This is a genomic window from Palleronia salina (assembly GCF_900141995.1).
GTDB classification, from domain to species: domain Bacteria; phylum Pseudomonadota; class Alphaproteobacteria; order Rhodobacterales; family Rhodobacteraceae; genus Palleronia; species Palleronia salina.
In genome coordinates, this window is the sequence record NZ_FQZA01000002.1 from 401,067 (window position 1) to 420,936 (window position 19,870).

A 19,870-nucleotide genomic window follows, 5' to 3' on the forward strand; every position below is an offset into this window, starting at 1 on the left:
AAAGGTATTTTTGGAAAGATGAAGGCGGCAGCGATGCTCTACTACGCCACCGACGCGGGGTATGCCCATGTCACGCCCGATGGCCACCCCGAGCAGGTGGCCCGGCTGACGGCCATCGCCGACGCTCTGGAGGGCGTGGAGGGGCTGGACCGGCGCGAGGCGCCCGTGGCCGACGACGCTGCCCTGCTGCTGTGTCATACGCAGGCCCATATCGACCGCATCCGCCGCGCCGCGCCCGAGCGGGGCCGCCGCCGCCAGCTGGACGGGGACACGTATATGAGCCACGGCTCGCTCCAGGCCGCGCTTGGCGGCGTGGGCGGCTGCGTGGCGGCGGTGGACGCGGTCCTGGATGGTGAGGCGCGCGCCGCCTTCGTCGGCTGCCGCCCGCCCGGCCACCACGCCGAGCGTCAGACCCCCATGGGGTTCTGCCTGTTCGGCAACGTGGCCATCGCCGCGCGCCACGCGCTGGAGCGCCACGGCCTGAGCCGGGTCGCCGTGGTGGATTTCGACGTGCACCACGGCAACGGCACGCAGGACCTGCTGTGGGACGAGGGCCGCGCGCTGTTCGTCAGTTCGCACCAGATGCCGCTGTTTCCCGGGACGGGCGCCCCGGACGAGCGGGGCGCGCACGGGCAGGTGGTGAACCTGCCGCTGGCGCCCGACACCGACGGCCAGCACATGCGCGACGTCTACGAAAGCCACGTCTTCCCGAAACTGCTGGAATGGCAGCCCGAGCTGCTGCTGATCTCGGTCGGGTTCGACGCGCATTTCGATGACCCGCTGGCGCAGCTGCAGTGGGAGACCGAGGATTTCGCCTGGCTGACCGAACGGCTGTGCGACGTGGCGGACCGGACCTGCGACGGGCGCGTCGTCTCGACTTTGGAGGGCGGATATGATCTGGACGCCTTGGGCGCGTCCGTCGCCGCCCATGTCACGACCCTGAGGGACCGCAGCCGATGACCGAGACCCCCGTCGAAAGCCTCAGCTTCGAGGATGCCATGGCCGAGCTGGAACGCGTGGTGGCCAAGCTCGATTCAGGCGACGTGCCGCTGGAGGAGTCCATCGCGCTCTACAAGCGCGGCGCGGCTCTGAAGGAGCATTGCGCCCAGAAGCTGAAGGATGCCGAGGAGAAGGTCGCGATGATCACCCTCGACGGGCAGGGCCAGCCCAAGGGCACCGAGCCTCTCGACCCGCAGTGAGATTTGCCGCGCGACTGACCGGCTGCGCCGCGCGCATCGGGGCGCGGCTGGACACGGCCGTGACCGGCGGCGACCCGGTGCACCACGCCATGCGCCACGCTGTTTCGGGCGGCAAGCGGTTGCGCGGGTTCCTGGTGATGGAAGGCGCGCGGCTGAACGGCCTGGACGATGCCGACGCGGTGACCGCCGCCGCCGCGATCGAGGCGCTGCACGCCTACAGCCTGGTGCATGACGACCTGCCCGCCATGGACGACGACGACCTGCGGCGCGGCCTGCCCACGGTGCACGTGAAATGGGACGATGCCACCGCGATCCTGGCGGGGGACGCGTTGCAGACCCTGGCGTTCGAGCTGCTGTCCCGCGCCGACTGCCACCCCGACCCGGCGGTGCGCGTGGCGCTGGTGGCGGGGCTGGCGCGCGCCGCGGGCGCGCAGGGCATGGTGCTGGGACAGGCGCGCGACATCGCCGCCGAGGCCGCGCGGACGCCGCTGGACCTGGCGGCGATCACCGACCTGCAGGCGGGCAAGACCGGCGCGCTGATCGAGTGGTCGGGCGGCGCGGGCGCGACGCTGGCGGGCGCCGACCCCGCGCCGCTGACCGCCTATGCGCGCGCGCTGGGGCTGGCCTTCCAGATCGCCGACGACCTGCTGGACGTGGAGGGCGACGCGGCTGCCACCGGCAAGGCGGTCGGCAAGGACGCGGCGGCGGGCAAGGCCACCTTCGTGTCGCTTCTGGGCGTGGACGGCGCGCGGGCGCGGGCGGGCGCGCTGGTGGCGCAGGCCTGCGACGCGCTGGCCCCCTACGGGCCCAGGGCCGAGATCCTGCGCGACTGCGCCCGCTTCGTCATTGACCGCAAGGCGTGAGGGCTATCTGCGCCGAAGGTCGGGCCGATCCGGATGACGACTCCTTTGCCTGTGGCGCCAAAGCGCGCTACGTTGACAATACTGTAAACCGAGGTTGACATGACCGACCGCCCGAAAACCCCGCATCTCGACCGGATCTCCAGCCCCGCCGACCTGCGGCGGATGGATGATACCAGCCTGTCGCACGTGGCCGATGAGCTCAGGGCAGAGACGATTTCGGCCGTGAGCGAAACCGGCGGCCACCTGGGCGCCGGGCTGGGCGTGGTGGAGCTGACCGTGGCGCTGCACGCGGTGTTCGACACCCCGCGCGACCGGCTGATCTGGGACGTGAGCCACCAGTGCTATCCCCACAAGATCCTGACCGGGCGGCGTGACCGCATCCGCACCCTGCGCAAGAAGGACGGGCTGAGCGGTTTCACCAAGCGCAGCGAGTCGCCCTACGACCCGTTCGGCGCGGCCCACAGCTCGACCTCGATCAGCGCGGCGCTGGGCTTTACCGTGGCGCGGGACCTGGGCGGCGCGCCGGACCCGGCGCTGGGCGACGCGATCGCGGTGATCGGCGACGGCGCCATGTCCGCCGGCATGGCCTACGAGGCGATGAACAACGCGGGCCACCTGGGCAAGCGGATGTTTGTCGTCCTCAACGACAACGAGATGTCCATCGCCCCACCCGTGGGCGCGATGTCGTCCTACCTGTCGCGCCTTTACGCGGGCGCACCGTTCCAGGAGCTGAAGGCCGCCGCCAAGGGCGCGGTGTCGATGCTGCCCACGCCGTTCCAGCAGGGGGCGCGGCGGGCGCGCGACCTGCTGAAGCACTCGGTCATCGGCGGCACGCTGTTCGAGGAACTGGGCTTCAGCTATCTCGGGCCCATCGACGGGCACGACATGGAGCAGCTTCTACCGGTGCTGCGCACCGTGCGCGCGCGGGCGACCGGGCCCGTCCTGATCCACGTCATCACCAAGAAGGGCAAGGGCTATTCCCCCGCCGAGAACGCGGCGGACCGCGGCCACGCGACCGCCAAGTTCGACGTGCTGAGCGGCAAGCAGTCGAAGGCCAAGTCGAACGCGCCGTCCTACACCTCGGTCTTCGCCAAGTCGCTGGTCGAGGAGGCCGCGCGCGACGACCGGGTCTGCGCGGTGACCGCCGCCATGCCCGACGGCACCGGGCTGAACCTGTTCGCCGAACGCTACCCGTCGCGCTGTTTCGACGTGGGGATCGCCGAACAGCACGGCGTGACATTCAGCGCGGGGCTGGCCGCCGGCGGGATGAAGCCGTTCTGCGCGATCTACTCGACCTTCCTGCAGCGCGGCTATGACCAGGTGGTGCACGACGTGGCGCTGCAACGGCTGCCCGTGCGCTTTGCCATCGACCGGGCCGGGCTGGTGGGCGCCGACGGCGCGACCCACGCGGGCGCGTTCGACACCGCCTACCTGTCGAACCTGCCGGGCTTCGTCGTCATGGCCGCGGCAGACGAGGCCGAGCTGAAGCACATGGTCGCCACCGCCGCGGCGCATGACAGCGGGCCGATCGCGTTCCGTTTCCCCCGGGGCGAGGGCACGGGCGTCGAGATGCCCGAGCGGGGCGAGGTGCTGGAGATCGGCAAGGGCCGCATGATTCGCGAAGGCAAGGGCGTCGCGCTGCTGAACTTCGGCGCGCGGCTGAAAGAGATCGAGGAGGCGGTCGAGGCGCTGGACGCGCGCGGCATCAATCCCACCGTCGCGGACGCGCGGTTCGCCAAGCCGCTGGACCGCGAGCTGATCCTGGACCTGGCACGCGACCACGACGCGCTGATCACCATCGAGGAGGGCAGCATCGGCGGCTTCGGCAGCCACGTGGCCCAGCTTCTGGCCGAGGAAGGCGTCTTCGACACCGGGCTGAAGTTCCGGTCGATGGTGCTGCCCGACATCTTCATCGACCAGGCCAGCCCGCGCGACATGTACGCGGTCGCCGGCCTGAACGCCGAGGATATCGAGGCCAAGGTGCTTTCGGTCCTCGGGGTCGAGCAGATCGGGAAGCGCGCCTGAGCAACATTCTTTGACGCAGCACATCTTCCAGTTGACTGCGCGGCGAAACGGCGGACAATCCTTAACAAATGGTTAATCCGGCAACGCGGGCAAAGACCCGTGACCCGGTTCATGGCGAGCGGGTCACATGTTCTTTCGCAAATCGAGCAGTTTCTTCGACGGCACCGGCGGTGGCGCCACCGAGGCGCGCGTGCCGGCGGCCTATGCCCGTCAGGTCCCCTGGGTGCCGGGAATCGGGGATATTTTCGCCGATTTCTCGGCCGACAGCACGTTTGGCCGGTTCGAATTCCACGACTGGGCGAAGGATCAGTGGACCGTCCTTTTCGGCCACCCGCAGGCCAATTCGGCTGTCTGCGCGACCGAAATCGCCGAGTTCGCCGCCGCCCAGGATGACTTTGACCGACGCAACGTCAGGTTGCTTGGCGTCACCCAGAGCGACATCCAGACCGAGTCGGCCTGGATCGCCGATATCGAGGGCACCTTCGACGTCTCGGTGGTCTTTCCCGTGGTCGCCGACGAGGGCGGCAAGCTGGCGCGGCTGATGGGGATGTTCCACCCCAACTCGGTGCGCCCCTTGCCGGTGCGCAAGACCTTCATCCTGGACGAGACCATGCGCATCCGGGCGATTTTCGAGTATCCCAACGCCATCGGCCGCAGCACGCACGAGATCCTGCGCGTCATCGACGGGATGTAGATCGTGGATCGCGACGGGCTGTACGCGCCGGCCAACTGGGAGCCGGGCAGCACCATGGTCGTCCCGCCCACCATGAGCGACGAAGAGGCCGAGACGGGCTTCGCCGGTCGTTGGCTGCGCGTGAACGCCTACCTGCGGACGGCCGTGCCGGGGCGCCGCCGCTAGGTCAGCCCAGGTAGATCTGCCCCGAGGGGTAGCGGACGCGCGGCGTCACGCGCGTGGCCAGGAAGAAGCCCAGCGCCAGCGGACCGACCCGGCCCGCGAACATCAGCACCATGATGACCGCGCGGCCCCAGCCGTCGAGCTCGCCCGTGGCGCCCAGCGACAGGCCCACGGTGCCGAAGGCCGATGCGACCTCGAACAGGGCCAGCTTGAACTCGATGTCGGTGCTGAGCGTCAGGGCGAAGAAGCTGGTGAAGATCAGCAGCGTACTGATGGTGGTCAGCGCCATGACCTTCTGAACCTCGTCCGCGCCGATGGACCGGCCGAACGCGGTCAGCTGCGTGCTGCGGCGAAAGAAGGCGATCACGCCCATCAGCAGCACGAGCACGGTGGTCACCTTGATCCCGCCCGCGGTCGAGGCCGAGCCGCCCCCCACGATCATCAGCCCGATGGTTAACAGCGTGGTGCTGTCGCGCATGGCGGCGGTATCGACGCTGTTGAACCCGGCGGTGCGCGGCGTGACGGCCTGGAACCAGCCGGCCAGCAGGCGGTCGCCCACCGAGTCCAGCCCGCCCAGCGTGTCGGGGTTGGTCCATTCCAGCATCGTGAACAGCAGGAAGGACGCGGCGATCAGGATCGCGCTGCCCGCCAGCATGAGCTTGGAATGCAGCGACAGCGCGCGCCAGGACCGCCTGCGCCAGACCTCCGACAGGACGACGAAGCCCAGCCCCGAGACCACGAACATCAGCGAGATTACCAGGGTGACCACCGGGTCGCCGGCGTAGTCGATCAGCGAGTTCGAGAAGGTCGAGAAGCCCGCGTTGTTGAAGGCCGAGACCGCGTGGAAAACGGCGTCCCACAGGCCGGGGCCCCAGCCCTCCTGCGGGACGAAGCGCGTGGCGAGCAGGGCCGCCCCGATCAGCTCGGCCCCCAGTGCGACGGCGAAGATCGTGCGCACGAGCGGGCCCAGGTCGGACACCGAGGTCTGGTTCACCTCCTCGCGCAGGATCATCTGCGAAGGCAGGCCGATTGGCACGCCCAGCGCCGAGAGCAGAAGCACGGCGAACGCCATCAGGCCCAGGCCGCCCAGCTGGATCAGGATGGCGATGACGATCTGCCCGAACAGCGTGAAGTCGGACCCGGTATCGACCACCACCAGCCCCGTCACGGTGACGGCCGACACGGCGGTGAAAAGCGCATCGCCGAACCCCACGGCATCGTTGTGCGAGATGGGCAGCCACAGCACCAAGGCGCCCAGCGAGATGAAGACGGCGTAGATGGCGGTCAGGATACCCGGCGGCGGCGTCGCGCGGAGCCAGGCCTGGAGCGTCCGGGTCATAGGCTGGAGGTGAACGCGCGCAGATCGGCCCGGAGGCCCAGGAGCAGCAGCCGGTCATCGCATTCCAGCGTGGTGTTGTCCCCCTCGGTCCCGAGATAGTCGGTCCCGCGCATGACACCGAGACAGCGCAAGTCGAACTTGGACAGGTTCAGATCGCCCAGCGATTCGCCGTTCAGCGCGTCCGGGATGATCAGGTTGACCACGTAGAACCCGTTGCCCAGCGTGACGAAATCCCGCACCAGCGGGTTGTTCATCATCTGCGCGACCTGGTTGCCCACGTCGACCTCGGGGTGGATCACGCGCTCGACCCCCAGGCGCGACAGGATGCGGTGATGGGTCTTGGACGTGGCCTTGGCCCAGATCGTTTCGACCCCGATCACCTTGAGGTTCATGGTGGCCAGCACGCTGGCCTCGAGGTCGTGGCCCATGGAAACAAGCGCCGCGTCGCATTCGCCGACGCCCGCCTCGCGCAGGGCCGCCTCGTCGCGCACGTCGAGGATCAGCGCCTGGTCCAGCTTGTCGGCCATGGCGTTGACGACCTTGTCGTCGCCGTCGATGCCGATGACGTAGTTCTCGAAGCGGGCAAGTTCGGTCGCGACCGTCGCGCCGAAATTTCCCAGCCCGAGCACGGCGAAACTGCCTTTCTTCTCGGCCATGGTTCCCAGCCCTTCATTCGGTTGGGAAGAAGGGTATCGCGGGCGCGGGGGAAGTCGAGGCCGCGCCGCATCAACATTTGCGCCGGGACCGGGCTAGTCGCCGCCCTTCAGCAGCGCGGCCAGCCCGTCGCGATAGGTCGGGTGGATCAGCTTCACCCCCAGTTCCGACTTGATGCGGTCGTTCCGCACGCGCTTGCTTTCGGCGTAGAAGCTGCGCGCCATGGGGGTCATGTCGGCGTCGTCGAAGGCGATCGCCGGGGGGCGCGGCACGCCCAGCAGGTCGGCGGCGTGGGCGATCACGTCCTCGGGCGGGGCCGGGTCGTCGTCGCAGAGATTGTAGACCGCGCCGGGATTGGGGCGGTCGATCGAGGCCGCGAGCACCTGCGCGATATCGTCCACGTGGATGCGGCTGAACACCTGTCCGGGCTTGACGATCCGCCGCGCGGTGCCCGCGCGCACCTTGGCGAAGGGGCCGCGGCCGGGGCCGTAGATCCCCGCCAGCCGGAAGATGTGCAGCGGCAGGCCGGTGTCCCGGGCGAGGTCCCGCCACGCCGTTTCGGCCGCGACGCGGGCCACGCCGCGCCTTGTCGAGGGCGTGAGCGCCGTGTCCTCGTCCACCCAGCCGCCGCCGTGGTCGCCGTATACCCCCGTGGTCGACAGGTAGCCCACCCACAGCAGGTGCGGCGCGGCCCGCGCGATGGCGTCGCGGGCGACGGCCAGGGTGGGGTCGGTGCCATCGTCCGGCCCGGCCGAGATCAGCAGATGCGTGGCGCGCGCCAGCGCGGGCCCCGGGTCATCGCCGGGAAAGATCATGGGCGTGACGCCGGTGGCCGCGATGGCGCCGGCCTTGTCGGCGCTGCGGGTGGTGCCGGTGATGCGCCAGCCGCGCTCCAGCAGGATCGGCGCGAGCGCGCGGGCGGAGAAGCCGTGACCGAAGGACAGGAGGTTCATGGGAACGGGGTAGACGGGCGGTGGGCCCTGATCAAGCCCGGGCCGTGGCGCGGGGGGTGAGATGCGTGGGGGCTGCCTGCCCCCACACCCCCGGAGGTATTTGGGGAAAGATGAAGGGCGGGGGCGAGACCGTCTGGCGAGGCCCGGCCGGGCGGCCCGTTCGCGGGTCAGCCGGTGAGCAGATGCAGCACGGCGCGCTCGGCGATGCGCAGGCCGCGCCGATCGGGCGCGGCGTCGGCCAGCGCGGCGCGGTCGTCCGCGTCGCGATCGGTGAGGGCGATCACCTCGGGGTGGATGTAGCTGTTGCGCGCGATGGTCGGCGTGTTGCCGAGGCGGTTGGCGGCGGCCTCGGCCATGGCCTTGATCGTCAGGCGGTCCTCTTTCAACGCGATCTCCATCGCGGCGGTGGTGCCGTTCCAGGTGCGGAAGGTCTTGGCGGTGAATCCGTCCTGCCCGGTGATGTCGTGCAGAAGCTCGTTCACCTGGCTCGACGTGACCTCGTGCGCCGCGCCCGCGTCGTCGAGCCAGGTGACCAGCGTCGCGCAGGGCAGGTCGTCGAGCTGGTGGAGCACCTGCGCGAGGCGCTTGTCGCGCAGGCTGCGCTTTATGGTGGCGCCGCCCTTGCCGGGATAGCGGAGCTTCAGCGCGTCGGGGCCGAGCTGCACGTGCCGGGGCCGCAGCGTGGTGGCGCCGTAGGTGCCGTTCTCCTCGGCGTAGTCGCGGTTGCCCACGCGCAAGGACAGCCGGTCGATCATCGCGAGCACCGCCGCCGTGGCCACGGCGCGGTCGCCCGCCGCGCCTTGCAGGTCGCGCCGGATGCGCCGCCGGATCGCCGGCAGGGCCGCGCCGAACCCGGCGAGATCGTCGAATTTCCGGCGCGCGCGGAAGGCGGTCCATGCCGCGTGGTAGCGGTACTGCTTGCGGTCGCGGTCGTCGCGCCCGGTGGCCTGCAGGTGGCCGTCGGCGCGGGGGCAGATCCAGACATCGCCATAGGCGGGCGGCACGGCCAGCGCGTCCAGGCGCCGCCGCTCGGCCCGGTCGTCGATGCGGGTGCCGTCGGGCGCGGTGTAGGACCAGCCGCGCCCGGCCCGCCGCCGGGTTATGCCGGGCCGGGTGTCGGGGTAGTAGACCAGGTCGGGTACATCCTTCATCGTGCCCGTCAACACCCGCCCGGAACGCGCGGTTCCGCGTCGGCCTTGCTTGTGGGGAAGGGGCCTTTTCGCTAAGCCTCGCGCAACCCCCGAGGAGCCGCGATCCATGACAGAACCCCGCAGCCTGCCCATCGAAAGCCCCGAGGCGCCGCAGCCCCAGGCGTTCACCGATCCCGACGCGGCGGTCGCGCGCCTGAAGGAGCTGTACGACCAGGCGTCGCAGTTCCTGTGCGACCGGTTCACCGCCGCCATCGGGGGCGAAACGCCGCAGGCCCGGTACCGCGCGTTCTATCCCGAGATCCGGATGACGACGACGACCTACGGCACCACCGACAGCCGCCTGAGCTTCGGCCACGTGGCGGTGCCGGGGCGGTACTCGACCACGATCACCCGGCCGGACCTGTTCGCCAACTACCTGCGCCAGCAGCTGCGGTTCCTGCTGACGAACCAGGACGTGCCGGTCATCATCGGCGCGTCCGAGACGCCGATGCCGGTGCATTTCGCCGTGGCCAACAGCCCCGGCCTGACCGTGCCGCAGGAAGGCGCGGCGGATTTCGTGCTGCGCGACATGTTCGACGTGCCCGATCTGAGCACCACCCACGACGCCATCGTGAGCGGCGAGGGCTTCACCTACGAGGACGGATCGGGGCCGCTGGCGCCCTTCACCGCGCAGCGCATCGACTATTCGCTGGCGCGCCTGTCGCATTACACCGCGACCGACGCCGAGCATTTCCAGAACCACGTGCTGTTCACGAACTACCAGTTCTACATCGAGGAGTTCGAGGCCTACGCCCGCCAGGCGCTGGCCGATCCCGACAGCGGCTATACCGCCTTCGTGGGGCCGGGCAACGTGGTCATCACCGACCCCGAGGCGCCGCTGCCCGCGCCCGCCAAGATGCCGCAGATGCCGACCTATCACCTCGTGCGCGACAAGGGGCAGGGCATCACCATGGTCAATATCGGCATCGGCCCGTCCAACGCGAAGACCGCGACCGACCACATCGCCGTGCTGCGCCCCCATGCCTGGCTGATGGTCGGCCACTGCGCGGGGCTGCGCAATTCGCAGCGGCTGGGCGATTTCGTGCTGGCCCACGGGTATCTGCGCGAGGATCACGTTCTGGACGACGACCTGCCGGTCTGGGTGCCGATCCCGGCGCTGGCCGAGATCCAGATCGCGTTGGAGACCGCGGTCGAGGACGTGGCCGAGCTGGAAGGCTACGAGCTGAAGCGCATCATGCGCACGGGCACCGTGGCCACCATCGACAACCGCAACTGGGAGCTGCGCGACCAGTCCGGCCCGGTGCAGCGGCTGAGCCAGTCGCGCGCCATCGCCCTGGACATGGAGAGCGCCACCATCGCCGCCAACGGGTTCCGCTTCCGCGTGCCTTACGGCACGCTTCTGTGCGTCAGCGACAAGCCGCTGCACGGCGAGCTGAAGCTGCCCGGCATGGCGAGCGACTTCTACCGCACCCAGGTGGCGCGTCACCTGCTGATCGGCGTGCGCGCCATGGAGAACATCCGCGAGATGCCGCTGGAGCGGATCCATTCCCGCAAGCTGCGGTCCTTCGAGGAGACGGCGTTCCTGTGAGCGACGCGCCGGCGCCCGCCGGGGATGCGGCGCCGCGTCCCCTGGTGGCCGTGGCGATCATGGTGGTCGCCATGTCGCTGATCCCGGTGGGCGATGCCTTCAACAAGGCCGCCGCGAACGCGTCTGACCACGCGCCGGTCACGCTGGCCTGGTGGCGGTTCGCCGTGGGCACGGTCCTTGTGCTGCCCGTCGCGCTGGGACTGGCGCGGGACCGGCGACCGCGGCGGGCGTTCCTTGCGGCGGCCGCGCTGCGCGGCGCGCTGATCGGGGGCGGCATCGTCTGCATCACCACCGCGCTGACGCAGGTGCCGCTGGCCGACGCCTTCGGCGCGTTCTTCATCGGACCCTTCGTTGCCATGGCGCTGGCCCGCATCGTGTTGGGCGAGCCGGTCGCGCCCCGCGACTGGGCCGCGGCGGCCCTGGGATTTGCCGGCGTGCTGCTGGTGGTGCGGCCGGGCGCGGAGATGCAGCCGGGCGTGCTGTGGGCCGTGGGGGCGGGCTGCTTCTATGGCACCTACATCACCGCCACCCGGGCGACGGCGCATATCGGGCGGCCGCTGTCGCAGCTGGCCGGGCAGCTGGTGGCGGGGCTGATCCTGCTGTTGCCCTTGGCGCTGGCCGACCCGGTGCCGCTCTGGCCGCAGGTGCCGGGATTGCTCGTTGGCTCGGGCGCGGCGTCGGGCACCGGCAACCTGCTGGCCATCGTGGCGCTGTCGCTCGGGGCCACGGGGCTGCTCGCACCGCTGATCTACACGCAATTGCTGGTGGCGGCGGTGCTGAGCGTGCTGGTTTTCGGCGATCCGATTTCGGGCGTCGCGGCGTTTGGCATGACGCTGATCGTGCTTGCGGGGCTCAGCCGTGTGGTTTCGAGGGCCTGATTACACGTATTTTTCGTGTTACAGGCGATTACACCCCTTGTTTTCCTTGACCTGACAGCCCCTAGGCGTTGTGTTGATGCCATAGATGGCGGCACTGCCGCATCACGACAGGCAAGAATGCACGAGGAGAGCACTGATGGCCACGAAACCGATGACGAAGACCCAGCTGGTGGCGGCCCTGGCCGAGAAGATGGGCAGCGACAAGAAATCCGCCAACGAGGCGCTGGAGGCGATGACCACCGTCATCACCGAGGAAGTGTCGAACGGCGGCGCCGTGACCCTGCCCGGCGTCGGCAAGATCTACTGCCGCGAGCGCCCCGAGCGCATGGTGCGCAACCCCGCCACCGGCGAGCAGATCAAGAAGGACGCCGACAAGGTGGTCAAGATGACCATCGCCAAGGCGCTGAAGGACAGCGTGAACGGCTGATGTTCCGCGGGGGACCCGTGGGGGCCAGCCCCCACACCCCCGAGGTATTTCGGGAAAGATGAAGGGGCGGGGCCGGCGGCCGCGCCCCTTTTCGTTTGCGAGGCGCGAGGCGACGGACAGCGAGGCGCCCGTCCGGAGGACCGGCATTGCCCGGAAAGATGGGGCGCCATACGCTGCAGGGAGCGGGAGCCGTTCACTAGGGAGAGGTTCGCATGACCGCCTTCATCGTCGGCCGGATGACGATTCACAGCCGGGACTGGATGGACGAATACTTCTCCGCGATCCCCGACCTCGTGGCGCGGCACGGGGGCGCGTTCCGGGTGCGGGGGGGAGACCCGGCGGCCCTGGAGGGGGACGGCCCCCTGCCGGACGCCGCCTTCATCATCCAGTTCCCCGACCGCGCGCATGCCCGGTCCTTCTGGGAGTCGGACGCGTTCCAGGCGCTCGCGGTCCTGCGGCGCTCCGGGTCCACGCTGGACGCCATTCTCGTCGACGGGGTGGCGTGACTCCGCTGGCTGCCGCCCCGGTCTGCCGCCGGTCCGGGCGCGGCGCCGGCAGCATCCGGTCGCGCCGGTGCCCGGTTGTGCCCGCCGCCGCAGGGGGGACCGGCCGTGGCTCGCCCCCCGGAAACAGACCGGGGCGGCGCGCCGTTTTTCGGCTTGCAGGACCGGCGGTCGGCGGTGAAAGGAAGACATGGCGAAATCCACCCGCAAGAAGACCGCACGCCGGAGCGAGCCGAAGCTGAGCGCGAAGAAGGGCGGCGCGACGCGGCGCCGGCCGCGCCCGGTGCGCTGGCTGCTGCGCTGGGTCCTGGGGCTGGGGCTGGTGGCGGTGACGCTGGTCCTGCTGGCCGTGTCCCTGTTCGCCGTCTTCAACCCGCCCACCACCTGGTACATGGCGTCCGAGACGCGGCGGCTGGGCGCCGTCGACCATGAATGGGTGCCGCTGTCGGGCGTCGCGCCGGTGATGGCGCGCGCGGTCGTGGCGGCGGAGGACGCGAATTTCTGCACCCATTGGGGGTTCGACATCGCGGCCATCCGCAAGGCCATCGCCGAGGGCGGCGAGCGCGGCGCCTCGACCATCAGCCAGCAGGTGGTGAAGAACGTCTATCTCTGGCACGGGCGGTCGTGGTTGCGAAAGGCGCTGGAGGCCGCGATCACCCCGGTGATGGAGCTGGTCTGGCCCAAGGCGCGCATCGTCGAGGTCTACCTGAACGTGGCCGAGTTCGGCGAGGGCGTGTTCGGCATCGACGCCGCAGCCTACCGCTATTTCCGGGTGACGCCGGCCCAGCTCAACGCCGAGCAGGCATCGCGGCTGGCCGCCATCCTGCCCGATCCCAAGGGGCGGTCGGCCTCGAACCCGTCGGATTTCGTGCTGCGGCGGGCGCGATCGATCCGTGACGGGGCGGCGACCATCGAAGCGGACGGGCGGGCCGCCTGTTTCCAGTAGCGCCCCCACTGGACGCGGCGCCGCGATCAAGGCATTCATCCCCTACTCCCCCATTTGCACCCGAGGCTGCCATGTACCGCCTGTTCCACGTCCCGTTGTCGCCGTTCTGCCGCAAGGTGCGGCTGGCCCTGGCCGAGAAGCGCATCGAGGTCGAGCTGGTCGAGGAGCGCTACTGGGAGCGCGACGCCGACTTCATGCGCCGCAACCCGGCGGGCAAGGTGCCCGTGCTGCGCGTGGACGGCGCGCACCTGTCGGAATCCATGGCGATCTGCGAGTTCCTGGAGGAAACCCACCCCGAGCCCGCGCTGCTGCCCGCGACCACCGAGGGCCGCTATGAGACGCGGCGGCTGGTGTCGTGGTTCGACGACAAGTTCTTCAACGAGGTGACGTCGAAGCTGCTCTATGAACGGGTGAACAAGAAGGTGATGAAGCAGGGCTATCCCGACAGCGCGGCGGTGAAGGCGGGGGCCAAGGCGATCAAGTTCCACCTGGATTACATGGCGTGGCTGCTGGACCAGCGACGCTGGCTGGCGGGCGACCAGATGACCCTGGCCGATTTCGCCGCCGCCGCGCACCTGTCGTCGCTGGATTACATCTCGGACGTGGACTGGCGCCGGTCCGAGACCGTCAAGGACTGGTACGCGACGATCAAGTCGCGGCCCGCCTTCCGCAGCATCCTGGCCGACCAGGTGCCGGGCTTCCCGCCGCCCGCGCATTACACCGACCTGGATTTCTGATGGCGGGCCGGCCGCCCGAGTATTTCCAGACCAGTGATGAGGGCGCCGCCGCGCTGAAGGCCGAGCTGGCGGCCTTCGCGGCCGAGGCGGGATTCGTGAAGATGGGCGTGTGCCGTCCCGACGCGATCCCCGAGGCGGCGGGCCGGCTGCGCGCGTTCCTGGACGACGGCCACCACGGGCAGATGGGCTGGATGACCGAGCGCACCGGCTGGCGCGGCGACCCGGCCGCGCTGTGGCCCGCGGCGCGGTCGGTGGTGATGCTGGCCGAAAGCTATACCCCCGGGCACGACCCGCTGGAGGACCTGGAGGACGGCACCCGCGGGGCGGTCAGCGTCTATGCCCAGGGGCGCGATTACCACGACGTGGTGAAGAAGCGGCTGAAGCGGGTGGGCCGCTGGCTGCTGGACCGGGCGGGGCCGGGGGCCGAGATCAAGGTCTTCGTCGACACCGCGCCGGTGATGGAGAAGCCGCTGGCCCAGGCGGCGGGGCTGGGCTGGCAGGGCAAGCACACCAACCTGCTGGGCCGCGACCTGGGCAACTGGGTGTTTCTCGGCGCGATCTTCACCACCGTCGCGCTGCCGCCCGACCCGCCCGAGGCCGAGCATTGCGGCAGCTGCACCCGGTGCCTCGACATCTGCCCCACGGACGCCTTTCCCGCGCCCTTCCGGCTGGATGCGCGGCGCTGCATTTCCTACCTCACCATCGAGCACCGCGGGCCGGTGGACGAGGCGCTGCGCCCCGGGCTGGGTAACCGGATCTACGGGTGCGACGACTGCCTTGCGGTGTGCCCGTGGAACAAGTTCGCCACCGCCGCGCGCGACATGCGCCTGGCGCCGCAGCCGGGACGGCGCGCCCCCGAATTGGCGACGCTCGCCCGGCTGGACGACGCGGGGTTCCGGGCGATGTTCGCCGGATCGCCGATCAAGCGGATCGGGCGCGACCGCATGGTGCGCAACGTGTGCTACGCCATCGGCAACTCGGGCGCGCCGCACCTGTCGCAATCTGTGGCGCCGCTGACACAGGACCCCGATCCCGCCGTTGCCGATGCGGCCCGCTGGGCTAGGATGCGGCTGGCGCAGAACTGACCGGAGGACACCCGTGGCCCAACGCGGCTTGCTGCACAGGATCGCGATCAGGGCCGAGGCGTGGGTGGACCGGGTGCGACCGCGGCGGCGGCCCGAGGCCCCGGTGCTGGACGCCTATCGCGGATACGCCGTGCCGGGGGGCGTGGTCCTGCGCGGCCGCGTGCTGGGCAGCCTGCGCCGCACGACCCCCGACCCGGAGCAGAGCCGCTGGCAGAACGCGCGCGAGATGATCTCGCTGTTCCTGAGCGACGAGGTGGCCGACGTCACCGTCCTGGCGCCCGATCACGGCGTGGCGGTCCAAAGCGACGAGGAAGGCTATGTCACGCTGGAGGTGCCGGTCACCGGCGCGCCGCCCGGCTGGTACGACGTGCCCCTGGAAATCGAGGGCCAGCCTGACAGCCGCAAGATGTTCCGCGCGATGATCCCGTCGCCGCAGGCGCGGCTGGGCGTGATCTCGGACATCGACGACACGATGATGCAGACCGGGGCCTATTCGCTAATGCGCAACCTGTGGACCACCTTCACCGGCTCGGCCGAGACGCGGCGGATCTTTCCCGATGCCATCGTGCTGATGGACTGGCTGACCAACCACGGGCGTAACCCGGTTTTCTACGTCAGCTCCAGCCCCTGGAACCTGCATGCCTTCCTGGAACGGGTGTTTGACCGAGCGGGGCTCGCCACCGGCCCGATGTTCCTGCGCGACCTCGGGATCAGCGAGACGCAGTTCATCTCGGGTACCCATGGCGACCACAAGGGCAGCGCCATCGACCGGATCATGGCGGCGAACCCGGGCCTGGATTTCGTGCTGCTTGGCGACACCGGCCAGCACGACGCCGAGGTCTACCTTGAGGCCGCGCACCGCCATGGCGGGCGCGTGCGCGCCGTGGCCCTGCGCGAGCCGGGACCGGGGCCCGACGACGCCAGCCGCGCGGCGATCGCGGCGCTGAAGCGGCAGGGGGTGAAGGTTGTGCATGACCGCGACTTCAGCGCGGCGGCGGACCGGCTGTCGGCGGCCGGGCTGGCGCCCTGAGCGGGATCAGTCGCTGCCGGCGCCCACGATCATCTCGGCCGCGCTGATCAGCAGGTTGTCCAGCGTGGCCCGGAATTCGTTCACCGCCTGCACGTAGACCGCCAGGGCGGGTTCCGCCGCGGGCAGGGCCAGCACGATCTGCGGGGCGAGGTAATAGAGCAGCATCGCCAGCGCCGTCAGGAACAACACGAGGCCGAAGCCCAGCCGGAAGGCCGACCTCGACCTGCGGGCCGGACCGTCATCCTCGTCGTCGAAATCGTCGTCGAAGCTGTCGGATTGCCGCCGCGACGTGGCCGTGAGGGTCGAATTGATCTGGTCGATATCCGGCAGCAAATCGCCGCGCGACGCGGCGGCGGCCCGGGCGCGGTCCTGCGTGTCGCGCGCGTCCTGGCGCCGGGCCGGGGCCGGGTCATCCATCGTGTCCGAGCTGTCGTCCCGGGTCGCGCGGTCGTCTTCGAGCGTGGCGGCGATGTCGGCAGCGACGGGGTCGTGGGGCGGCGTTTCCACGCGATCGGGCCCGGTGTCCCAATCCTCGAGAAAGGCGTCGTCCTCGTCGTCCTCGTCGTCCTCGTCGTCCACGTCCGGCGCGCCGGCGTCGGCCTGTCCGGCCGGGTCCCGGTCGTCCGCGTCTTCGGCGGTCTCCTCGTCCACCGGGAGCGTCTCGTCGGGCAGGTCCACGGGCGCCGTCGCGGCCGGTTCGCCCCAATCCGCCTCGTCGTCGTAGTCGTCCGTCGCGGCGGGGTCCGGCACAGGCGGCGGCGGGGGTGCCTCGCGGCGGCGCGCGGGCTCGGGCAGGCCCATCTCGGTCTGCTCTTCCACGGGCTGGGCGGCGGCGCGGCGGCGTTGGGCGGCCTCGCGCTCGGCCTCCTCGCGCAGGATGGCGCGGGTGCGTTCGTCAAGCTCGCGCCGGCGGCGGCGCTGCTCGGTCCCGTCCTCGGATGACGTGTCGTCGACGGAGGGCGTGGATGCGCCGGCGGGGTCACGCGCAACACCGTCGGGGCCGGCAAACCACGTGTGCCCGCAATTCGAGCATTGCACGTCGCGGCCCTCGGAAGGGATGAGACCCGGGTCGATTTCGTACTGCGCCTCGCAATTCGGGCAGATCAGCCGCATCACGTTTCCCTTTGTCGCGGCGCCATTTTCGACTTCCGCTTGCCTGTACTGAATTGTTAGCTGTGCGTCAGAGCATTTCAAACCCCTGACGCCGTGTCCGGGGGTTTCACGCCACACTGTGTGGCACAGCTGCCGGGATGGGGACCGTTTTGATCGAGCTTTCGGGCGTGAGCTATGGCTATGACGGGCGGCCATTGATCCAGGACCTGGACCTGGCATTGGCGCCGGGGTCGTTCCATTTCCTGACCGGGCCGTCCGGCGCCGGGAAAACCACGCTGTTGAAATTGTGCTACCTGGAATTGGCGCCGGTCCAGGGACGGATCTCGGCCTTCGGCAAACCCGCGGAGCAGCTGGGCCGGGACGGGATCGCGCAGCTGCGCCGCCGCGTGGGCGTGGTGCACCAGGATTGCCGGTTCCTTGACCACCTTCCGCTGCTCGACAACATCGCGCTGCCGCTGGCGGCCTCGGGCCAGCCGATCGAGGCACACGCCGCCGATATCTCGGCGCTGCTGGAATGGGTGGGGCTGGACGGGCGGGCCGATGCCCTGCCGCCACAGTTGTCGGGGGGCGAGCGGCAGCGCGCCGCGCTGGCCCGCGCGCTGATCCTGTCGCCCGACGTGATCCTGGCCGACGAGCCCACGGGCAATGTCGACTGGGAGATGTCTTTGCGGCTTCTGTCGCTGCTGGTCGAGCTGAACCGCATGGGTAAGGCGGTGCTGATCGCCACCCATGACCTGAACCTTATCCGGCAGGCCAAGTCGCAGGTGCAGGCCCGTGTGCTGCGCCTGCGGGCCGGACGGCTGGACGTGGCGGGGGCGGACCTGTGAGCCGGATGGTGCCGATCCTGGGGCTGCTGCGGGGCGACACCTCGGCCGACCGGGTGGTGCCGCCCACGGGCTTCACCGCGCGGCTGACCGTGTTCACCGCGGCGGCCATGGCCTTCCTCGCGGTCTTCGCGCTGGCGCTGTCGCTGGCCACCGCGCGGCTGGCCGACCGCTGGGGCACCGCGCTGGCGCAGGGGGCGACGATCCGCATCTCGGCCCCCGCCGAGCAGCGCGCCGCGCAGACCGAGGCGGTGCTGCGGATCCTGCGCGAGACCCCGGGCGTCGCGTCGGCCCGCGCGCTGGGCGAGGACGAGCAGCGCGCGCTGCTGGCGCCGTGGTTCGGCCCCGACCTGCCGGTCGAGACCCTGCCGATCCCGCAACTGGTCGAGGTGGTCGAGGACGGCCGCGGCTTCGACGCGCAGGGGGTGCGCCTGCGGCTGAGGGCCGAGGCGCCCGGCGCCGTGCTGGACGACCACAGCAGGTGGCGGCGTCCGCTGGTGCGCGCGGCGGATCGGCTGAACCTGCTGGGGCTGGGCGCACTGACGCTGATCGTGCTGACCATGGCCGCGATGATCACGCTGGCCGCCGGTGCCGCGCTGGCCGCCAACCGGCAGGTGATGGCGGTGCTGCGGCTGGTGGGCGCGCGCGACACCTACATCGCGCGGGCCTTCGTGCGCCGGTTCACCCTGCGCGCGGGGCTTGGCGCCGCGGTGGGCACGGCCCTGTCCATGGGCGCCGTGGCCGCGCTGCCGCGGATGGACGCCGCCGGCAGCTTCCTGACCGGGCTGGGCTTCACCGGGGCGGGCTGGTTGCTGCCCTTGCTGATCCCGCCGCTTGCTGCTTTGATCGCGTTCTGGGCCACGCGATACGCCGCGATGAAAGCGTTGAAGGAGATTCCATGAACGCGCTCCAGTTCCTGCGCTCGCTGGCGTTCAACATCTACATGTACGTCTTCATGGCGGGTCTGGGGATCGTGTTCTTCCCGTGGGCCGCGTTCTCGTCGCGGGGCGCACGCACGGCCTGCACCATCTACGCCAACCACATCGTGCGGATGGCGGCGATCATGGTGGGCCTGAAATCCGAGGTGCGCGGCCCCGTTCCGCAGGGCGAGGTCATGGTCGCGGCCAAGCATCAGTCGTTCCTGGATATCCTGATCATCTTTGCCGCGCTGCCCCGTCCCAAGTTCATCATGAAGGCCGAGCTGATGTATGCCCCCGTGCTGGGTCAGTACGCTTATCGGCTCGGCTGTGTGCCGGTGAACCGGGGCAAGCGGGGCAAGGCCGTCGCCAAGATGCTGGAGGACGTGCAGCGCGGGCGGCGCGAGCCGGGGCAGCTTTGCATCTATCCGCAGGGCACCCGCGTGGCGCCCGGCGTTCCGGCCCCCTACAAGATCGGGACCCACGTCCTTTACGAACAGCTGGGACAGGACTGCGTGCCCGTGGCGACCAATGTGGGCGTGTTCTGGCCCAAGCGCGGCGTCATGCGCCGCCCGGGCACCTGCGTGGTCGAATTCCTCGAGCCGATCCAGCCGGGGCTGGGCCGCCGCGAGTTCATGAAGCAGCTGGAAGACTCGATCGAAGGGGCCTCGAACCGCCTGAACGACGAGGCGGGGTTCGTCCCGCCGGCGGCCCGCACGGCGGACTGAGCCCCGGCGGGATTTGGTATACCAAGGCGGCGCGTTCGCTGTTAGCGTCCCGGC

Annotated in this window: 22 protein-coding genes; 17 read left to right on the top strand and 5 right to left on the bottom strand. The window is 70.3% G+C overall.

Translation table 11 applies throughout. The annotated features are described in order from the left end of the window. Nucleotides 1-33: 33 nt before the first annotated feature. The 6 genes from BUB76_RS04920 to BUB76_RS17315 all read left to right on the top strand — a co-directional run bounded on the left by BUB76_RS04920 (nucleotide 34) and on the right by BUB76_RS17315 (nucleotide 4,946). Nucleotides 34-960 (top strand): histone deacetylase family protein, encoded by a 927-nt coding sequence (locus tag BUB76_RS04920; RefSeq protein WP_073127339.1) that lies wholly within the window; start codon nucleotides 34-36, stop codon nucleotides 958-960. Next, entirely contained in the window at nucleotides 957-1,199 is a 243-nt protein-coding gene (locus tag BUB76_RS04925) for an exodeoxyribonuclease VII small subunit (protein WP_073127341.1), read from the top strand. The genes BUB76_RS04920 and BUB76_RS04925 overlap by 4 nt, the downstream gene beginning before the upstream one ends. Beyond that, a complete protein-coding gene (locus BUB76_RS04930) occupies nucleotides 1,196-2,062 on the top strand; it encodes a polyprenyl synthetase family protein (RefSeq protein WP_175550265.1) in 867 nt (288 codons plus the stop codon). The genes BUB76_RS04925 and BUB76_RS04930 overlap by 4 nt, the downstream gene beginning before the upstream one ends. A 99-nt stretch (nucleotides 2,063-2,161) precedes the next feature. Then, complete coding sequence (gene dxs / locus BUB76_RS04935; protein ID WP_073127344.1) at nucleotides 2,162-4,087, top strand: 1-deoxy-D-xylulose-5-phosphate synthase; 1,926 nt, start codon at nucleotides 2,162-2,164, stop codon at nucleotides 4,085-4,087. 127 nt (nucleotides 4,088-4,214) lie between these two features. Further along, nucleotides 4,215-4,781, top strand: coding sequence for a redoxin domain-containing protein (locus BUB76_RS04940; RefSeq protein ID WP_084140537.1), 567 nt, complete (start codon nucleotides 4,215-4,217; stop codon nucleotides 4,779-4,781). Between the two features lie 3 nt (nucleotides 4,782-4,784). Next, nucleotides 4,785-4,946 (top strand): thioredoxin domain-containing protein, encoded by a 162-nt coding sequence (locus BUB76_RS17315; protein WP_175550266.1) that lies wholly within the window; start codon nucleotides 4,785-4,787, stop codon nucleotides 4,944-4,946. Between the two features lies 1 nt (nucleotide 4,947). On the opposite strand, the gene BUB76_RS04945 is transcribed toward BUB76_RS17315, so the two are convergent. The 4 genes from BUB76_RS04945 to BUB76_RS04960 form a co-directional block, all read right to left on the bottom strand. After that, the gene (locus tag BUB76_RS04945) at nucleotides 4,948-6,282 is read right to left on the bottom strand and encodes a TrkH family potassium uptake protein (protein ID WP_084140539.1); all 1,335 of its coding nucleotides are present in this window, start codon (nucleotides 6,280-6,282) and stop codon (nucleotides 4,948-4,950) included. Next, a complete protein-coding gene (locus BUB76_RS04950) occupies nucleotides 6,279-6,938 on the bottom strand; it encodes a potassium channel family protein (protein ID WP_073127346.1) in 660 nt (219 codons plus the stop codon). The genes BUB76_RS04945 and BUB76_RS04950 overlap by 4 nt, the downstream gene beginning before the upstream one ends. Before the next feature lie 93 nt (nucleotides 6,939-7,031). Further along, nucleotides 7,032-7,889: an SDR family oxidoreductase gene (locus BUB76_RS04955; protein ID WP_073127348.1), complete on the bottom strand. Its 858-nt coding sequence runs from the start codon at nucleotides 7,887-7,889 to the stop codon at nucleotides 7,032-7,034. Nucleotides 7,890-8,056: 167 nt separating this feature from the next. Further along, nucleotides 8,057-9,040 carry a DNA topoisomerase IB gene (locus BUB76_RS04960; protein WP_073127350.1) on the bottom strand — a complete coding sequence of 328 codons (984 nt, stop codon included), beginning with the start codon at nucleotides 9,038-9,040 and terminating at the stop codon, nucleotides 8,057-8,059. Between the two features lie 106 nt (nucleotides 9,041-9,146). Here BUB76_RS04960 and BUB76_RS04965 point away from each other — a divergent pair, with 106 nt between their 5' ends. The 8 genes from BUB76_RS04965 (at nucleotide 9,147) to BUB76_RS05000 (ending at nucleotide 16,234) form a co-directional block, all read left to right on the top strand. Then, on the top strand, nucleotides 9,147-10,628 hold the full coding sequence (locus tag BUB76_RS04965) for an AMP nucleosidase (RefSeq protein WP_073127352.1): 1,482 nt from the start codon (nucleotides 9,147-9,149) through the stop codon (nucleotides 10,626-10,628). Beyond that, nucleotides 10,625-11,506, top strand: a complete 882-nt coding sequence (locus BUB76_RS04970; protein WP_084140540.1) for a DMT family transporter — start codon at nucleotides 10,625-10,627, stop codon at nucleotides 11,504-11,506. Before BUB76_RS04965 ends, BUB76_RS04970 begins: the two co-directional genes overlap by 4 nt. Nucleotides 11,507-11,642: 136 nt before the next feature. After that, nucleotides 11,643-11,933, top strand: coding sequence for an HU family DNA-binding protein (locus BUB76_RS04975; protein WP_073127354.1), 291 nt, complete (start codon nucleotides 11,643-11,645; stop codon nucleotides 11,931-11,933). Between the two features lie 212 nt (nucleotides 11,934-12,145). Then, nucleotides 12,146-12,439 (top strand): DUF1330 domain-containing protein, encoded by a 294-nt coding sequence (locus tag BUB76_RS04980; protein WP_073127357.1) that lies wholly within the window; start codon nucleotides 12,146-12,148, stop codon nucleotides 12,437-12,439. Nucleotides 12,440-12,626: 187 nt separating this feature from the next. Beyond that, nucleotides 12,627-13,382, top strand: coding sequence for a monofunctional biosynthetic peptidoglycan transglycosylase (gene mtgA, locus BUB76_RS04985; RefSeq protein ID WP_073127359.1), 756 nt, complete (start codon nucleotides 12,627-12,629; stop codon nucleotides 13,380-13,382). A 71-nt stretch (nucleotides 13,383-13,453) separates the two neighbouring features. Beyond that, nucleotides 13,454-14,119 (top strand): FtsZ-binding protein FzlA, encoded by a 666-nt coding sequence (gene fzlA / locus BUB76_RS04990; RefSeq protein ID WP_073127361.1) that lies wholly within the window; start codon nucleotides 13,454-13,456, stop codon nucleotides 14,117-14,119. After that, on the top strand, nucleotides 14,119-15,204 hold the full coding sequence (gene queG, locus BUB76_RS04995) for a tRNA epoxyqueuosine(34) reductase QueG (protein WP_073127363.1): 1,086 nt from the start codon (nucleotides 14,119-14,121) through the stop codon (nucleotides 15,202-15,204). The genes fzlA and queG overlap by 1 nt, the downstream gene beginning before the upstream one ends. A gap of 13 nt (nucleotides 15,205-15,217) precedes the next feature. Beyond that, a complete protein-coding gene (locus tag BUB76_RS05000; RefSeq protein ID WP_073127365.1) occupies nucleotides 15,218-16,234 on the top strand; it encodes an App1 family protein phosphatidate phosphatase in 1,017 nt (338 codons plus the stop codon). A 6-nt stretch (nucleotides 16,235-16,240) separates the two neighbouring features. Here the strand turns inward: BUB76_RS05000 and BUB76_RS05005 are convergent, their stop codons facing one another. Beyond that, nucleotides 16,241-17,347: a zinc-ribbon domain-containing protein gene (locus BUB76_RS05005; RefSeq protein WP_073127368.1), complete on the bottom strand. Its 1,107-nt coding sequence runs from the start codon at nucleotides 17,345-17,347 to the stop codon at nucleotides 16,241-16,243. A 149-nt stretch (nucleotides 17,348-17,496) separates the two neighbouring features. On the opposite strand from BUB76_RS05005, the gene BUB76_RS05010 reads away from it, so the two are divergent. Genes BUB76_RS05010 through BUB76_RS05020 form a run of 3 tightly spaced genes read left to right on the top strand, consistent with a single transcriptional unit; the run spans nucleotide 17,497 to nucleotide 19,816 of the window. Next, nucleotides 17,497-18,174 (top strand): cell division ATP-binding protein FtsE, encoded by a 678-nt coding sequence (locus BUB76_RS05010; RefSeq protein ID WP_073127564.1) that lies wholly within the window; start codon nucleotides 17,497-17,499, stop codon nucleotides 18,172-18,174. Nucleotides 18,175-18,179: 5 nt separating this feature from the next. Beyond that, entirely contained in the window at nucleotides 18,180-19,073 is an 894-nt protein-coding gene (locus tag BUB76_RS05015) for a cell division protein FtsX (RefSeq protein ID WP_073127370.1), read from the top strand. After that, nucleotides 19,070-19,816 carry a lysophospholipid acyltransferase family protein gene (locus BUB76_RS05020; RefSeq protein WP_073127372.1) on the top strand — a complete coding sequence of 249 codons (747 nt, stop codon included), beginning with the start codon at nucleotides 19,070-19,072 and terminating at the stop codon, nucleotides 19,814-19,816. Before BUB76_RS05015 ends, BUB76_RS05020 begins: the two co-directional genes overlap by 4 nt. Nucleotides 19,817-19,870: the final 54 nt, after the last annotated feature.